This window comes from Pseudotabrizicola sp. 4114 (assembly GCF_031457365.1).
In the GTDB taxonomy this organism is placed as follows: Bacteria; Pseudomonadota; Alphaproteobacteria; order Rhodobacterales; family Rhodobacteraceae; genus Pseudotabrizicola.
This window is the reverse complement of the sequence record NZ_JAVDWP010000003.1, coordinates 294,601-309,546: the sequence shown is the minus strand read 5'-3', so window position 1 is coordinate 309,546 and position 14,946 is coordinate 294,601. Positions and strand designations below refer to the sequence as shown.

The following is a 14,946-nucleotide window of genomic DNA, read 5'->3' as shown; positions in this document are numbered from 1 at the left end:
TATTGCGCACACGAGGAAAGCACAGCCGCGCGCGCCCAAAGCGGGGCGGGTCACATCAGTGTCGGTCTGGTTTTCCCCCTGATCGGCCATGACTGCGCCATCACCGATGCTGTGACTGTCCCGCACCTGAGGCGTGAGAACAATTTATTCTTTCTCACTCTTTGATTAGAAATTCTAAGCGTTCGCGCCAATGCGCTGCCAGTCACGTGCCTGTTCACGCACCCAGTCCAGAAACCGCTTTACCCGCCTGCGCCGCAGGTTGGCATGGGGGCAGACCAGCCATTGCGTCGTCACCCGCATTTCCGGCACCTCGCGCAACGGCACCACCAGCTGCCCGGTCTGCAATTCGCGCTCCATCATCAGGGTGCTTTCCAATGCAACGCCCAACCCCAGAACCGCCGCATCCACCGCCATGTGCGAGCGGTCAAAATACAGCCGCTTCATCACGCCCTGATCGCCGATGCCAGCCTTCTGGAACAGCGTGTTCCACTGCACCTGCGCCTTGACCGAATGGATCAGCCGAAAGCCCGCCAGATCCCCCACTTGCAGCGCGCCCTGCCCCGCAAGCGACGGCGCACAGACTGGCACGAACCGTTCTTCGACCAGCGGCTCTATGTGCAGCCCGGTCCATTTGCCGGTGCCATGCCGGATTTCAACATCCACCAGATCACGGGCGAAATCGGTCGGTTCATTGGTGCCATCCAGCCGGATGTCGATGTCGGGATTGGCGTCCAGAAACGTGGGCAGACGCGGCAACAGCCACTTGGTCGAGATGGTCGGGGTGGCCCGGATCGTCAGCAGGGTCGAAGGTTTCGCGCCCTGAATCAACTGCGTTGAGGCAATGATGCCTTCAACCTGTTCGGCGATCATTTCAAAATAACGCTCGCCTGCCTCGGTCAGCCGGATCTTGCGCCCCACCTTTGTCACCAGCGAGGTGCCGATCTGCTGTTCCAGCGCCCGCAGTTGCTGGGTCACCGCCGACGGCGTGACGCCCAGATGTTCGGCCGCCGCCGCCACTGAATTCAGCGTCGCCACCTGATAGAACACCGATATCGCCCGGAACGGTACCAAGACGTGCCCCTTGCCGCTGGATATGACCCAACCGTTAGGGGAAAGGGGCCGCCTTGTGAACCCGTTGAACCGGATCAGCGGTGCTGAGCCGCATGCTGCGGGCATCACACAGGCCCCGGTCAGCCCGGCAGCGCCCGGTCAGGCGCCCCGGTCATAGGCGGTCGTGTCGCCTTTGGGTCGTTGCTCGGCAGGCAGCGTGCCGGTGACCAGATAGATCACCTGTTCGGCAATTCCGGTCGCATGGTCGCCCACCCGTTCGATGTTCTTGGCGATGAAATGCAGATGCATGCAGGCCGTGATGTTGCGCGGGTCTTCCATCATATGGGTCAGGAATTCGCGGAACAGCGCGTTGTACATCTGGTCCACTTCGGTGTCGCGCTGACGCACCTCGATGGCCAGCGTGGCATCGCGTTTGATATAGGCGTCAAGCGCATCCCGGATCAGCTGTTGCACCAGCTTTGCCATGCGCATCACCGAACCGGCAGAGTCCCCGATCGGCGCTGTCTGGTTCAGCACCGTCGACCGCTTGGCCAGGTTCTTGGCATAATCGCCACAGCGCTCCAGATAGGCGGCGATCTTCATCACGGTCAGCACGGTGCGCAGATCGGTGGCGGTGGGCGAGCGCAGGGCAATGATGCGGGCGCATTCAAGGTTCACCTGTTCTTCCAGCGCATCAATCACAGCATCGCCCCGCACCACGCGGCCCGCCAGATCATTGTCGCGCGCATCCAGCGCTTCGGCGGCGCGGACGATGGCATCCTCGACAAGGCTGCCCATTCTCATCAGCATCGCCTGTACCGTTTCAAGATCGCGGTCAAACGCCCGCATGATATGCGGCTCAGAATTGATCATGGTTGCCCCCGTCAGCCGATCCGGCCGGATATGTATGATTCCGTGCGCGGATCGACCGGGTTGGTAAAGATCGTGCCGGTCTCGCCGTATTCCACCAGATGGCCGAGGTGGAAAAAGGCCGTGCGCTGTGACACGCGGGCGGCCTGTTGCATCGAGTGGGTCACGATCACCACCGAGAACTGGGTGCGCAGCCCGTCGATCAGCTCTTCGACCTGGGCGGTGGCGATCGGGTCCAGCGCCGAGCACGGCTCGTCCATCAGCAACACCTCGGGCGAGGTGGCGATGGCCCGCGCGATGCACAGCCGCTGCTGCTGGCCGCCCGACAACCCGGTGCCGGGGCTGTCGAGCCGGTCCTTGACCTCGTTCCACAGCGCGGCCTTGCGCAGGCAGGCCTCGACGATCTCGTCCAGATCGGCCTTGTGCCGGGTCAGGCCGTGGATTTTCGGCCCATACGCCACGTTGTCATAGATCGACTTGGGGAACGGGTTGGGCTTTTGAAACACCATGCCCACCTTGGCGCGCAGCTGCACCGGATCCACCCGCTTGTCATAGATGTTCTCGCCGTCGATCAGGATCTCGCCCGTCACCCGGGCCGAGGCCACGGTGTCGTTCATCCGGTTCAGACAGCGCAGAAACGTGGATTTGCCGCAACCCGACGGACCGATGAACGCGGTCACGGTGTTGTCGAGGATATCGACATCGACATCCTTCAGCGCATGCGTGGTGCCATAATGCACCTGCACCCCCCGCGCCGTGATCTTGTTCTTGTGGCTCTCCACCTGACTCTCCGCAATCCGCATGTTGTTCATCTGGATCTGACCTTTTTCAGCCCGTTCTTACCAGCGCCGCTCAAAGCGACGGCGCAGGATGATGGCAATGATGTTCATGACCAGAAGAAAGGCCAGCAGCACGATGATGGCGCCCGACGACCGCTCGATAAAGGCGGGGTCCGAGCGCGAGGCCCAGGAATAGACCTGCACCGGCAGCGCGGTCGCAGGGTCAAAAAAGCCGCCGTCCAGCGGGCTGGCCGGGTAGTTGGCGACAAAGGCCACCATGCCAATCAGTAAGAGCGGCGCGGTTTCGCCCAGAGCCGAGGCAAGGCCCAGAATGGTGCCGGTCAGGATGCCCGGCGCGGCCAGGGGCAGCACGTGATGGAACACGGTCTGCATCTTCGACGCCCCCACCCCCAGCGCCGCATCGCGGATCGATGGCGGCACGGCACGCAACGAGGCGCGGGTGGCGATGATGATCGTGGGCAGGGTCATCAGCGTCAGCACCAACGCGCCGACAATCGGCGCGGACGCCGGCAGTTTGGCAAAGTTGATGAAGATCGCAAGGCCAAGGATCCCGTAGACAATGGACGGCACGGCGGCGAGGTTCGAGATATTGACCTCGATCACATCGGTCCATTTGTTCTTGGGCGCAAATTCTTCGAGATAGATCGAGGCTGCGACCCCGATCGGCAAGACCATGATCGCCACCAGAAACATCATGTAAAGCGAGCCGATGATCGCGATGCCCAGACCCGCAGATTCGGGGCGCTGGTCCGAGGCGTCGGGGTTGGTCAGGAACCGCCAGTTGAAGGCGGATTTCAGCACCCCCGCCTCGATCAGCCGGTCGGCCAGCTGCAGCTGTGCGGGCGTGATGTTGCTGTCGAGCTCCGCCGAGGCCATCGTCACCCGACCCTTGATGTAGCCGTCGATCCGGCCCGAGGCAAAGGCGCCAAAGCGGATGGTCTGGCCCAGCAGTTCGGGATCGGCCAGCACCATGTTGCGCAGACGCGCCGGGGCATCGCGCGAGATGAACTCGCCGACCTGCCGCTCGGTCACGCCCTCGACCGAGATATTGCGCTCGGTCATGTACTCGTTGAGCGCAGATGACAGCAGGTTGCCATAGCCGATGGTCGTGACCTTGGTGACCGAGGCCAGGCTGCGGTCGCCATCGGGGTCCAGCCGCGCCGGGTCCAGCGTCACCGTCAGTTCCAGACTGGCCTGACGGAAGGCCGACACGCCGTCCGAAAAGATCGACCACAGGGTGATCGCCAGCATCGCGAGGCTGACCGAAATCGCGGCCACACCGTAGTATTTGAACCGTGCCTCGGTGGCGTTGCGGCGTTTCATCAGCTTGTCCTGCCTGAGCAGAGACGAACCCGGCGCGTGAGACTGGGCAGGGATGCCAGAGGAGGTGGCGTCGGTCATTCGTACTGCTCCCGGTACTTGCGGACGATGAAGAGGGCAAAGACGTTGAGCCCGAGGGTGATGACGAACAGCGTCATCCCAAGGGCAAAGGCCACCAGCGTTTCAGGCGAGTTGAATTCACCGTCGCCGGTCAGCTGGCTGACGATCTTCACCGTGATGGTGGTCATGGCCTCGAACGGGTTGAGGTCAAGCCTGGCAGAGGCCCCTGCCCCCATGGTCACGATCATGGTCTCACCGATGGCGCGGCTGGCGGCCAGCAGGATGGCCCCGACGATCCCCGGCAGGGCCGCAGGCAGAATGACCTGACGGATGGTTTCGGATTTGGTCGCACCAAGGCCATAGGAGCCGTCGCGCATCGACTGCGGCACGGCGTTGATGATGTCATCGGCGAGCGACGAGATGAACGGGATGTTCAGGATGCCGATCACGATACCGGCGGTCATCACCGACGAGCCGGAATTGCCAAGCCCAAGCGGCTGGGCGAACCAGTCCCGCAGGAACGGGCCGACGGTGACCAGCGCGAACAGGCCGAACACCACGGTCGGGATACCCGCGATCACCTCGATCAGCGGCTTGACCACCGCGCGCACCGCCGGAGAGGCGTATTCGGCCAGATAGACCGCAGTGAACAGGCCCATCGGCACCGCCACGATCATCGACACGGCACTGATATAGAGCGTGCCCCACAGCAGCGGCGCAAGACCAAGCTCACTGTTGCCCCGGAAATTGGGCGACCAGGTCAGGTTGAAGAAGAAGTCCTGCCACGGATACATGGTGAAAAAACGCATGCTCTCGCTCAGCATCGAAAAGACGATGCCGATGGTGGTCAGAATGGCAATGGTAGAGGCGGCCATCAGCAACGCCAGAACCACCTGTTCGACCCGGTTGCGGGCGCGGAAATCCTTGTCCGTCACCTTGATCGCATAGGCGAGCCCGGCAAACGCCGCGGCCAGTGTCAGCACAGTGCGCCACAAGGCGCCCGATGTGTTCAGCTCGCGGCTGCGCTGTGCGGCCTGCAAGACCTGCGGTGACACCTCAGAGCCGAGCGCCACGCCGACCGATGCCAGACGGTCGCGGACAGAGCCGAATTCGGTGCGGATGTCTCTGGCCTGATCTTCGGTCAGCGCACCACGGCTGACGGCGACATCAAGCCCTTCGGCGACCCGGCGCACATCGGACATGATCAGCGTGCGGGCGGCATCGCTTTCGACAGTTTCAGAGGGAAAATAGCTGACAAGCTGACGCTCGACCACAAGGGGCTGGGCGATCAGCCAGACGGCGAGGATCAGCAGGGCCGGCACAGCCGCCATGATCGCCCCATGCCAGCCGTAATAATTCGGCAGCGAATGAAGGACGCGGATATTGCCCTGGGCAGAGGCTACGGCGCGCTGGCGCCCGACCACATAGCCCGCGATGGCCAGTACAAGAAGGATTGTGAGAATCAGGGCGACGGTCATGGGCGATCCTGCGCGCAAAAGGGGTGAGGGCGGCACTTGCGTGCCGCCCCCGGGTCGGTTGGATCAGTTCAGCGGACCCATCGGGGTGCGCGCGGCAACCATTGCCTGGGTCGCAGCCAGTTCCGGGTCGGACACCAGACCGTACTGGGCCAGCGGGCCATCGGGGCCAGCCATGTCGTTCGACACGAAGAACTCGACATATTCTTTCAGGCCGGGGATCACGTCGAGGTGGGCGTTCTTGACGTAGAAGTAGAGCGGACGCGACACCGGATAGTCACCCGAAGCGATCGACTCTGTCGAAGGAACCACGCCACCCATGGTGGCAACGCGCAGCTTGTCGGTGTTGTTCTGATAGAACGACAGACCGAACACGCCGATGGCGTTCTTGTCGTTTTCCAGACGCTGCAAGGTCTCGGTGTAGTCGCCGTCGATGTCGACGTTGCGGCCATCGGTGCGCAGCTTGGTGCACTCGTCTTCGGCTGCATCTTCATCCATGCCAGCTGCCATGAACGCGGCCAGAGCGCCCGAGTCTTCACAACCCTTCAGAACAACGCGCTGGTCGAACACTTCGCGGGTGCCATGCTTGGTGCCGGGCGACAGAACCAGGATGTCCTGAGCGGGCAGAGCCGGGTTGAATTCAGCCCACTGGGTGTAGGTGTTGGCAACCACAGCGCCGTCCTTGACCACCTGACCAGCGACAGCGTTGTAGATGTCGGCGGCGGTGAAGGCGAACTCCGGGCCGTTCACGTCAGAGGCGAACACGATCCCGTCATAGCCGAAACGGACTTCCATGACTTCGGTCACGCCGTTGGCGGCGCAGGCGTCGATGTCTTTCTGGGTGATGCGCGACGACGAGTTGGCGATGTCCACGGTGTTGGGGCCAACGCCTTCACACAGTTTCGCACGGCCAGCGCCCGAACCGCCACCTTCCACGACCGGGGTCGGGAAGTCGAAGTTTTCGCCGAAGGCTTCGGCAACGATGGTCGAATAGGGCAGTACGGTCGAGGAACCGGTGACCTGCACGTTGTCGCGGGCGGCGGCTGCGGATGCCGACACAGCCGCAACGGCCAGTGCCGACACGGTGATTTTCATGAGATTCATGTCACTCTCCAGTGGATTTCTCGGGCCAGCTCTCGTTCGGCCCCACGGGTTCTGCTAATCCGTGCCTGCTACAGTTTTACAACACGTTTGTGACAGTTTTACGAAGTGACGACGTTGCGCCCCGGAATCTCGGTGCGGCGGGGATCAGGGCGAAAGGCATGGCCACGCCTCCCCCCGGCAAGCCCTCTCACGCAGGCCGCTCGCCCCGTCCGGCAACCGTCTCCAGCAGCGCAAACAGGATCAGGCTCTGTGCCGCCAGCACCAGCAGGGCTGCAAACATCAGGTCGGTCTGCCCCCGGCCATTCGCCATCAGCATCAGATAGCCCAGGCCCCGCGATGAGCCGACCCATTCGCCGATCACCACGGCAAAGGGCGCATAGACCACCGCCAGCCGCAGGCCAGACCCCAGCGCGGGCAAGGCCTGCGGCACCTGCAGCAGGACCAACCGGCGCAGCGGCGTGGCCCGCATCATCTGTGCCAGATCGGCCAGCGGTGCAGGCAGCCGCATCAGCCCGTCAAAGAACGCCGAAGTGACCGGGAAATAGACCACCAGCATCACGATCACCACCTTGGACGCCGCGCCGTAACCCAGCCACAGCGTCAGCACCGGGGCCAGCGCAAACACCGGCACCGCCTGCGCAAAGATCAGCATCGGGCGCAGCAACAGCCGCGCGCCGGGCGACAGCGCCAGATTGAGCGCGGTCACCACCCCCAGCGCCACGCCCGCCGCCAGCCCGCTCAGCAGATTGACCGCCGTGAACTGCGCATGCTCCCAGAGCAGCGGTGCATTGGCCCACAGGCTGCTCGCCACCCGCCCCGGCCCCGGCAGGATGAACGGCGGCAGCGCCGTCAGCACCACCAGCGCCTGCCAAAGCCCCAGCGCCAGCAGCGGCGCGGCAAGGGCTGCCACAACCCGCTTCACGCCGCCGCAAACCCGGCCAGTGCAGCATCGAAAAACGCCCGCTCCAGCCGCGCCGCCGTGGTGAAGCGCTCTTCCACCGCGCGCTGCTGCGCCGGGGTCAGCCCGGGCCAGACCGTATCCAGCTGACCGCGCAGATAGGCCACAAACCCTCCAAACCCCGGCCCGGCGTGCAGGTCGATCCAGTCGCCGAACCAGAATGGCAGGTGCGGGGCTTTGGCCGCATGCGGGCTGGCCCAGTCCAGATAGCTGCCCTCTGCCACCACCAGCACCGCCAGCATCTGCTCATACCGCCCGGACCCCACCGCCGCGCGCATCAGGCTCTGAAACTCGACCGTCACCGGATGCGGCGGCGCAGGTTTCGCGGGGTCGCCGCCCAAAGCCGCAATCGCGCGCTGGAAATAGGTGTTCTCCGCGCCGCAGATCAGCCCCATGAACTGCCCCGCCGGCACCGCGTCGGCCAAACTGGGCGCATGGGCAATCATCGCGCCCAAGAGGCGGGTGAAGTCTTCGACAAACAGGTAATCCTGCCGCAGATAGCCCAGCATCAAGGGCTGGGGCAGCGTGCCATCGACCAAGGCGTCGGTAAAGGCATGGCGGGTCGCCGCCGCCCAATCCGCCGCGCACAGGGATAAAAGGTGGTCAGTGGGCCGCATGGCAAGGCTCCTTCCGGTCGGTTTTCACACTCTGATCGTGCAGCCGCGCCAGCAGACGCGCTTGCGCGGCCAGCGTGTCAGCCGCGCGAAAATCGCGGGGGGTTGGGCCTGCGGGCAGATCCAGCGCCTGCGCCCCGCCCGGCCCCAGCAGCCAGCCCAGATCCGCCAGCCGGATCGCCTCCAGCGGGTCATGGGTGATCAGGATCACCGTGCGCCCGCAGAGCAGCCGCGCCGCCAGATCCTGCATCGCCAGCCGCGTCACCGTATCCAGCGCCGAAAACGGCTCATCCAGCACCACCACCGGGCACTCTTCGATCAGCACCCGCGCCAGCGCCACCCGCTGCCGCTGCCCGCCCGACAGCGCGGCGGGGCGGCGCGCCTCCATCCCCGCCAGCCCGACCCCGGCCAGCAGCGCGCGGGCGCGGGCGCTGTCGGGCCGCGCCCCGCGCAACCGCGCGCCGATGGTCACGTTCTGCACCAGATCGGCCCAGGGCAGCAGCTGCGGCTCTTGCGCCAGCATGGCCACCCGCCCGGCCAGCGCCAGCCCGTCTGCCGCCGTCAAGGCGCCCTCCAGCCGGTACGGCCCCGGCAACCCGGCAATCAGCCGCGCAATCGTCGATTTGCCCACCCCAGATGGCCCCAAGAGGCAAGACCACTGGCCCGCCGCAAAGCCCAGCGCCAGACCCCGGATCAGGGGCTTGGCCCCGATCCACAGATTGCCTTGCAGCTGTACCCCCGTCATGCGCCGTCCAGCCCCATCTGCCAGAACCCGGCCTCCAGCCGGGTCGCGGTGGCAAAGCGCTGCGTCAGCCGGGCAAAGCGCGGCATCCCGGCCCAGTCCGGTCCCAGCCGGTGCAGCAGCGCGCCGTCGATCAGCGCGCCGACATCGCGGCACAGCGCCTGATACTCCGGCCCGCCATAGGTCTCGATCCAATCCGCATAGGCCCCGCCCCGGCCCGCCAGCCGCGCGCCGATCTCGCCATAGCCCAGCACACAAGGCGCAAGTGCCGCCAACAGGTCGAGAAAATCGCCCGAATACCCCGCCTCCAGCACATAGCGGGTATAGGCGAGGTTGGCGGGTGCTTCCTCGGTCGCCTCCAGCATCGCGGCATCAATACCTGCGTCAGCACAGATCTGCACATGCAGCGGCATCTCAACATGCACCAGCGCCTGCACCGTGGCCGAGGCCGCCTGTAGTTCCGCCAGCGTATCGGCCTTGGCCGCCGCCAGTGCCCAGGCGCGCGCGAAATGGATCAGGAACACATAATCCTGCCGCAAATAGTGCAGGAAGTTCGCGCGCGGCAGATCCCCCCGGCCCAACCCCTCGACAAAGGCGTGATGGGTATAATCCTGCCACGCCGGTGCCGCCGCGCGCCACAGGGCAAAGGCCCGGCCATACTCCGGCCCGCTCATGGCGCAACCTCTGCGGTGACATCAATCGCCAACGCCGAGACCGGCAAGCCGCCGGGCGTCGCCCCCTGCGCGGCCAGAAACGCCTCGAACCTATGGTAGCGCCCCGCATCCATCGCCGCCGGGCGGCTGGCAAAGCGTGGCCAGGTGTCGGCCCAGGCCCGCCGGTTCAACTCGGTGCGCAATTCCGGCGCGGTGGCGGCAAAGATCTCCCACGCGGCTTCCGGCTGGTTCAGGATATACCCGGTCGCCCGCTCCGTCGCCTCCAGAAACCGCGCAATCACCGCCCGGTCCATCGTGTCGGGGTTGGCGACATAGATCAGCTCGTCATAGGCCGGCACGCCCTCTTCCTCGGGGTAAAAGCAGCGGCCTTTCATCCCCTCCAGCTGCAACTGGTGCAGCTCGAAATTCCGATACGCCCCGATCACCGCATCCACCTGCCCCGACATCAGCGCGGGCGAGATCGAAAAGCCGATGTTGATCTGTTCCACATCCGCAGGCTTCAGCCCATGATGCGCCAGCATCGCGTTCAGAATGCCCTCCTGCACCCCGGCCACGGCAAAGCCCACCTTGCCGCCGCGCAGATCGGGGATGGTCTGCACCGGGCCATCGGCCAGCACCACCAGACAGGTCAGCGGTGTGGCAATCAACGTGCCGACCCGGCGCAGCGGCAGGTCATTGTGGCGGCTCAGATGCAGCTGCGGCTGATAGGTGACCGCCAGATCGACCCGCCCCGCCGCCGCCATCCGCGGCGGATCATTCGGGTCCGATGGCGTGAGGATCTCCACCTCCAACCCGGCCTCGGCAAAATACCCCAGCTCTTGTGCTAGAATGACCGGGCCGTGGTCGGGGTTCACGAACCAGTCCAGCATCAGACTGATCCGGTCCTGAGCGGCGGCGGGCGCTGACAGCGACAGGCTGAGCGCAAGGGCGGCGATAAGGGGTCGCATGGGAGTCCTCTCAGTCATGAACGGCCAGCAAGGCAATCTCGCCCGGCCAACGGGTTTGCAGGGTTTGCCCGGCATTGTGGGCGCGCAGGCCGGTGGCACAGGCCAGCACCACACGCCGCCCGTCGGGCGGGGTCAGATCGGGCATCGCCTCGGGCGGGATATGGCGGGCCTGCGGGCTGAACGGCGCGGCCTCGGCGCGCAAATCGATCAGCAGATCATCAGCGCGGATCTGGCTGCGCCCGATGAAGGCCAGCGGCCGCAAAGGCTCAGGCGCGGCGTCAAAGCCAAACCCGCCCATCCGCCAGCCCAGCGCATCCAGACTGATCAGACGGCCCAGCGGCGACGGCTCCAGCCCCAGCAGCACCGCCAGCGCCATCTGCGCCTGCAACGCCCCCACCGCGCCCACCACCGGCCCCATCACCCCCGCCGTGGCACAGGTCGCACCGCGCTCGGGCAGGTCGGGAAAGACCGCGCGCAGGCTGGGGGCCGGGCCACAGCAGCCCGCCACATAGCCCGACAGCGCCAGCGCCGAGGCGGTGATCAGCGGCACACCATTGTCGCGGCAGGCGTCCGACAGCGTCAGACTGGCGGCAAAGGTATCAGCACAATCCAGCACCACATCGACCAAGGCCACCAGCCCCGGCGCATTGGCGGGGTCCAGATACCCCACCAGCGGCGTGACCTGCACCTGCGGGTTCAGCGCGGCCAAAACGGTGGCCGCCGCCCGCGCCTTGGGTTCGCCGATCTGGTCCATCCGGTACAGCGGCTGGCGGTGCAGGTTGTGCTCTGCCACCACATCGCCATCCACCAGCGTGATCTGCCCCACCCCGGCCCCGGTCAGATACTGCAACACCGGCCCCCCCAGCCCCCCGGCCCCCACCACCAGCACATGCGCCCGGGCCAACCGCGCCTGCCCTGCGGCCCCGACCTGCGGCAATACGGTCTGGCGTGCATAGCGGGTCATGCGCAGACCCTCAGCCAGTCGCGCATCCGTGCGTCCGGATCGGGGTGCAGCGTGATGTCGGTGACCGCCGCCACCAGATCCGCCCCCGCCGCGAACGCCCCCGGTGCGCGCTCGACCGACAGGCCGCCGATGGCGCAGAGCGGGATGTCGCCCACCAGCCGTTTCCACTCGGTCACCCGCTCCAGCCCCTGCTGATGCCATTTCATCTGCTTCAGGATTGTCGGGTACACCGGGCCCAGCGCGATGTAATCCGGGGCCAGCGCCAAGGCACGCTCCAGTTCGGCATGATCATGGGTCGAAATCCCCAGCCGCAGCCCAGCGCGGCGGATCGCGGGCAGATCGGCGCTGTCCAGATCCTCTTGCCCCAGATGCAGCCACTCTGCCCCTTCGTCGATCGCCAGCTGCCAGTGGTCATTGATCACCAGCGCCGCGCCATGCTGCCGCGCCAGTGCCACCCCGGCGCGGATCTCGGCGCGCAGCGCCTCGGGCGGGCGGTCCTTGATCCGCAGCTGCACCAGCCCCACGCCCAACGGCAAAGCGCGCTCCAGCCAGGCCAGCGAGTCAAACACCGGATAAAATCGCGCCAAAGTCATAGCCATGCCTTTCCCAGAACGGGGGTGGAGGGCACCGCCATCTCGCGCGGCTCCATCGGGTCCGCCCCCCGCGCCAGCGCCCCCGCCTGCACCGCCAGCCCAAAGGCCCGCGCCATGGCCACCGGATCACCGGCCTGCGCCACCGCCGTGTTCAGGAGTACCGCGTCAAACCCCAGCTCCATCGCATCCGCCGCATGGCTGGGCAGACCCAGCCCTGCATCAATCACCATCGGCACATCGGGAAAGGCCGCGCGCAGCATCTTGAGCCCATAGCGGTTGTTCAGCCCAAGGCCTGAGCCGATGGGCGCGCCCCAGGGCATCAGCACCTGTGCCCCCGCCGCCAGCAAGCGCCCGGCCAGCACCTGATCTTCGGTGGTATAGGGAAACACCTCGAACCCGTCCGCCGCCAGAGTCTCGGTCGCCTCCAGCAGCCCGAACGGATCGGGCTGCAAGGTGTCAGCATGGCCGATCACCTCCAGCTTGATCCAGTTGGTCTCGAACATCTCGCGCGCCATGCGGGCCGTGGTCACCGCCTCCTGCGCGCTGTGGCACCCGGCGGTATTGGGCAGCACATGCACCCCCAGGCTGCGGATGATCTGCCAGAACGCCTGCCCCTTGCCCGCCTCGCGCCGCAGCGACACCGTGGCCACCGAGGCCTTTGAGCCGCGAAACGCCGCCTCCAGAACCGCAGGCGACGGATATTGCGCCGTGCCCAGCATGAGCGGCGTCTCCAGCCTCACCCCGTAAAATCTGCGCATCGCTCAGCCCCCCTGCATCGGGGCCAGCACTTCCAGCCGATCCCCCTCGGTTACCGCCATCGTCGCGCGCGCGGCCTTTGGCACGAACGCGCCGTTCAGTGCTATCGCCACCCGCGCCTCGCCCCAGCCCAGCTCGGCCAGCACCCCGGCCACAGTTGCGCCCTGCACATCACGCACAGCGCCATTCACCTCAATCTTCATGAACAAGATCCCCCTTGATGCCCTTGGTCAGATACTCCACCGCCTGCAACGCCAGCGCCGGGGCCATCAGATAGCCGTGCCGGAACAAGCCGTTCAGCTGCAAAACCCGTCCCCGCACCTGCACACGCGGCACATTGTCGGCAAAAGCCGGGCGCAGATCGGCGCCGGTCTCCAGCACCTCGGCCTCGGCAAAGCGCGGGTCCAGCGCATAGGCGGCACTCAGCAGCTCCAGCATCGACCGCGCCGACACCCCGCGCCGGTCCTCGCTTTCGATCTGCGTGGCCCCCAGCATGAACACGCCACCCGCCCGTGGCACGATGTAGAGTGGGTGGCGCGGATGCAGCAGCCGCACCGGCCGCGACAGCCGGATCTCGGGCGCGCGCAGCACCAGCATCTCGCCGCGCACCCCGCGCAAGCCGGGCAGGCCCGCCGCCATCCCCCGCGCATCAATCACCGGGCCGGTTATGGTGTCCGGCGTGGCCTCAGCCTGGGTGATCCCCACGCCCCGCGCCGCCAGCGCAGCGACCAGACCGCCCAGCGCCGCGCGCGGGTCCAGATGCGCCTCGGCGTCAAAGAACAGCCCCTGCCCCGCGCCGGCCAGATCCGGCTCCAGCTCCGCCAGATCCGCCACCGCCCGGTGCCCCGTGGTCCGGCGGGCAAAGCGCGCAAGTTCCCCCTTGTCGCGCTGCATCGCCACGACCAGCGTGCCGCGCTGCGCAACCTCCGTCACCCCGGCCCAATGCGCTGCGGCCTGCGCGCCGTGCCGGGTGATCACCGGCTCGGCCACAGCCCCCTCGCACCAGGGCGCGAGCATACCGCCCGCCCACCACGAACAGCCATGCGGGCCGGGTGCGCCAGCGCCGTCGATCAGACGCGGGGTCAGTCCAGCCAGACACAGCGCATGCGCCGCCCACAGCCCCGCCACCCCGGCCCCGATCACGGTGACATCGGCCATGCGATCAGCCATTCGCCCACACCGCATGAAAATGATGCACCGGCCCCTGCCCGGTGCCCACGCCCAACCCATCCGCAGCGGCAATCGCGCCCTGCAGATAGCCATGCGCCCGCGCCACCGCCTCGGGCAGCGCCAGACCCCGCGCCAGCCCGGCGGCAATCGCCGCCGACAGGGTGCAGCCGGTGCCATGGGTGTTGCGGGTGACCTGCCGGGGCGCGCTCAGCCGGATGATACCCTCCGCCGTGATCAGCAGATCGACACACTCCGCGCCCGCGCCATGCCCGCCTTTCATCAGCACCGCTTGCGGCCCCAGCGCGCGCAGCGCCTGCCCCTGCTCCCCCATCTCGGCCTCGGACCGGGCCGGGGCACAGCCCAGCAGATCGGCGGCTTCGGGCAGGTTGGGGGTCAGCACCGTGGCCATCGGCAGCAGCAGCGCGCGCAGTGCGGCCAGCGCCTCCTCAGGCAACAGCCGGTCGCCGGATTTCGCCACCATCACCGGATCCAGCACCACCGGCACCGCACAGCCCGACAGCCCTGCCGCCACCGCCGCAATCGCCTCCGCCCCGCCCAGCATCCCCAGCTTGACCGCGCGCACCGCCAGATCGTCAAACACCGCCGCCATCTGCGCCGCAATCATCGCCGGGCTGACAGCCTCGATCCCGCGCACGCTGCGGGTGTTCTGCGCCGTCAGCGCAGTGATCACCGAGGCGCCATAGACGCCCAAAGCCGAAAAGGTCTTCAGATCGGCCTGTATCCCGGCGCCACCCCCGGAATCAGAGCCTGCAATCGTCAACGCGATGGGAACCATGCTCCCCTCCTTGCTTCATCAAAATCGCAAGGAGACGGAGTCCGGGCGCTCTG

General features: G+C 66.5%; 17 protein-coding genes. All 17 read right to left on the bottom strand.

The genetic code is table 11. The features are described 5' to 3' along the window. Positions 1-174 precede the first annotated feature (174 nt). The 17 genes from J2X53_RS08935 to thiD all read right to left on the bottom strand — a co-directional run bounded on the left by J2X53_RS08935 (position 175) and on the right by thiD (position 14,893). The gene (locus J2X53_RS08935; RefSeq protein WP_349037141.1) at positions 175-1,071 is read right to left on the bottom strand and encodes a LysR substrate-binding domain-containing protein; all 897 of its coding nucleotides are present in this window, start codon (positions 1,069-1,071) and stop codon (positions 175-177) included. Positions 1,072-1,209: 138 nt separating this feature from the next. Next, entirely contained in the window at positions 1,210-1,920 is a 711-nt protein-coding gene (gene phoU / locus J2X53_RS08930; protein ID WP_349037376.1) for a phosphate signaling complex protein PhoU, read from the bottom strand. Between the two features lie 14 nt (positions 1,921-1,934). Then, positions 1,935-2,732, bottom strand: a complete 798-nt coding sequence (pstB, locus tag J2X53_RS08925) for a phosphate ABC transporter ATP-binding protein PstB (RefSeq protein ID WP_349037140.1) — start codon at positions 2,730-2,732, stop codon at positions 1,935-1,937. Between the two features lie 27 nt (positions 2,733-2,759). Beyond that, positions 2,760-4,121: a phosphate ABC transporter permease PstA gene (gene pstA / locus J2X53_RS08920; RefSeq protein ID WP_349037139.1), complete on the bottom strand. Its 1,362-nt coding sequence runs from the start codon at positions 4,119-4,121 to the stop codon at positions 2,760-2,762. Continuing rightward, a complete protein-coding gene (gene pstC / locus J2X53_RS08915; protein WP_349037138.1) occupies positions 4,118-5,578 on the bottom strand; it encodes a phosphate ABC transporter permease subunit PstC in 1,461 nt (486 codons plus the stop codon). Before pstC ends, pstA begins: the two co-directional genes overlap by 4 nt. Positions 5,579-5,641: 63 nt before the next feature. Next, entirely contained in the window at positions 5,642-6,679 is a 1,038-nt protein-coding gene (locus J2X53_RS08910; protein WP_349037137.1) for a substrate-binding domain-containing protein, read from the bottom strand. A 187-nt stretch (positions 6,680-6,866) separates the two neighbouring features. Then, a complete protein-coding gene (locus J2X53_RS08905; RefSeq protein ID WP_349037136.1) occupies positions 6,867-7,601 on the bottom strand; it encodes an ABC transporter permease in 735 nt (244 codons plus the stop codon). Continuing rightward, positions 7,598-8,254 carry a TenA family protein gene (locus J2X53_RS08900; RefSeq protein ID WP_349037135.1) on the bottom strand — a complete coding sequence of 219 codons (657 nt, stop codon included), beginning with the start codon at positions 8,252-8,254 and terminating at the stop codon, positions 7,598-7,600. Before J2X53_RS08900 ends, J2X53_RS08905 begins: the two co-directional genes overlap by 4 nt. After that, positions 8,241-8,996: an ATP-binding cassette domain-containing protein gene (locus J2X53_RS08895; RefSeq protein ID WP_349037134.1), complete on the bottom strand. Its 756-nt coding sequence runs from the start codon at positions 8,994-8,996 to the stop codon at positions 8,241-8,243. Before J2X53_RS08895 ends, J2X53_RS08900 begins: the two co-directional genes overlap by 14 nt. Then, a complete protein-coding gene (gene tenA, locus J2X53_RS08890) occupies positions 8,993-9,667 on the bottom strand; it encodes a thiaminase II (RefSeq protein WP_349037133.1) in 675 nt (224 codons plus the stop codon). The genes J2X53_RS08895 and tenA overlap by 4 nt, the downstream gene beginning before the upstream one ends. After that, entirely contained in the window at positions 9,664-10,614 is a 951-nt protein-coding gene (locus J2X53_RS08885) for an ABC transporter substrate-binding protein (RefSeq protein WP_349037132.1), read from the bottom strand. The genes tenA and J2X53_RS08885 overlap by 4 nt, the downstream gene beginning before the upstream one ends. A gap of 10 nt (positions 10,615-10,624) precedes the next feature. Then, the gene (locus tag J2X53_RS08880) at positions 10,625-11,578 is read right to left on the bottom strand and encodes a HesA/MoeB/ThiF family protein (protein WP_349037131.1); all 954 of its coding nucleotides are present in this window, start codon (positions 11,576-11,578) and stop codon (positions 10,625-10,627) included. Further along, on the bottom strand, positions 11,575-12,171 hold the full coding sequence (locus tag J2X53_RS08875) for a thiamine phosphate synthase (RefSeq protein ID WP_349037375.1): 597 nt from the start codon (positions 12,169-12,171) through the stop codon (positions 11,575-11,577). Before J2X53_RS08875 ends, J2X53_RS08880 begins: the two co-directional genes overlap by 4 nt. Continuing rightward, positions 12,168-12,929, bottom strand: coding sequence for a thiazole synthase (locus tag J2X53_RS08870; protein ID WP_349037130.1), 762 nt, complete (start codon positions 12,927-12,929; stop codon positions 12,168-12,170). Before J2X53_RS08870 ends, J2X53_RS08875 begins: the two co-directional genes overlap by 4 nt. 3 nt (positions 12,930-12,932) lie before the next feature. After that, the gene (gene thiS / locus J2X53_RS08865; protein WP_349037129.1) at positions 12,933-13,130 is read right to left on the bottom strand and encodes a sulfur carrier protein ThiS; all 198 of its coding nucleotides are present in this window, start codon (positions 13,128-13,130) and stop codon (positions 12,933-12,935) included. Then, a complete protein-coding gene (locus tag J2X53_RS08860) occupies positions 13,120-14,097 on the bottom strand; it encodes an FAD-dependent oxidoreductase (protein WP_349037128.1) in 978 nt (325 codons plus the stop codon). The genes thiS and J2X53_RS08860 overlap by 11 nt, the downstream gene beginning before the upstream one ends. After that, positions 14,090-14,893 carry a bifunctional hydroxymethylpyrimidine kinase/phosphomethylpyrimidine kinase gene (gene thiD / locus J2X53_RS08855; RefSeq protein WP_349037127.1) on the bottom strand — a complete coding sequence of 268 codons (804 nt, stop codon included), beginning with the start codon at positions 14,891-14,893 and terminating at the stop codon, positions 14,090-14,092. Before thiD ends, J2X53_RS08860 begins: the two co-directional genes overlap by 8 nt. Positions 14,894-14,946 lie beyond the last annotated feature (53 nt).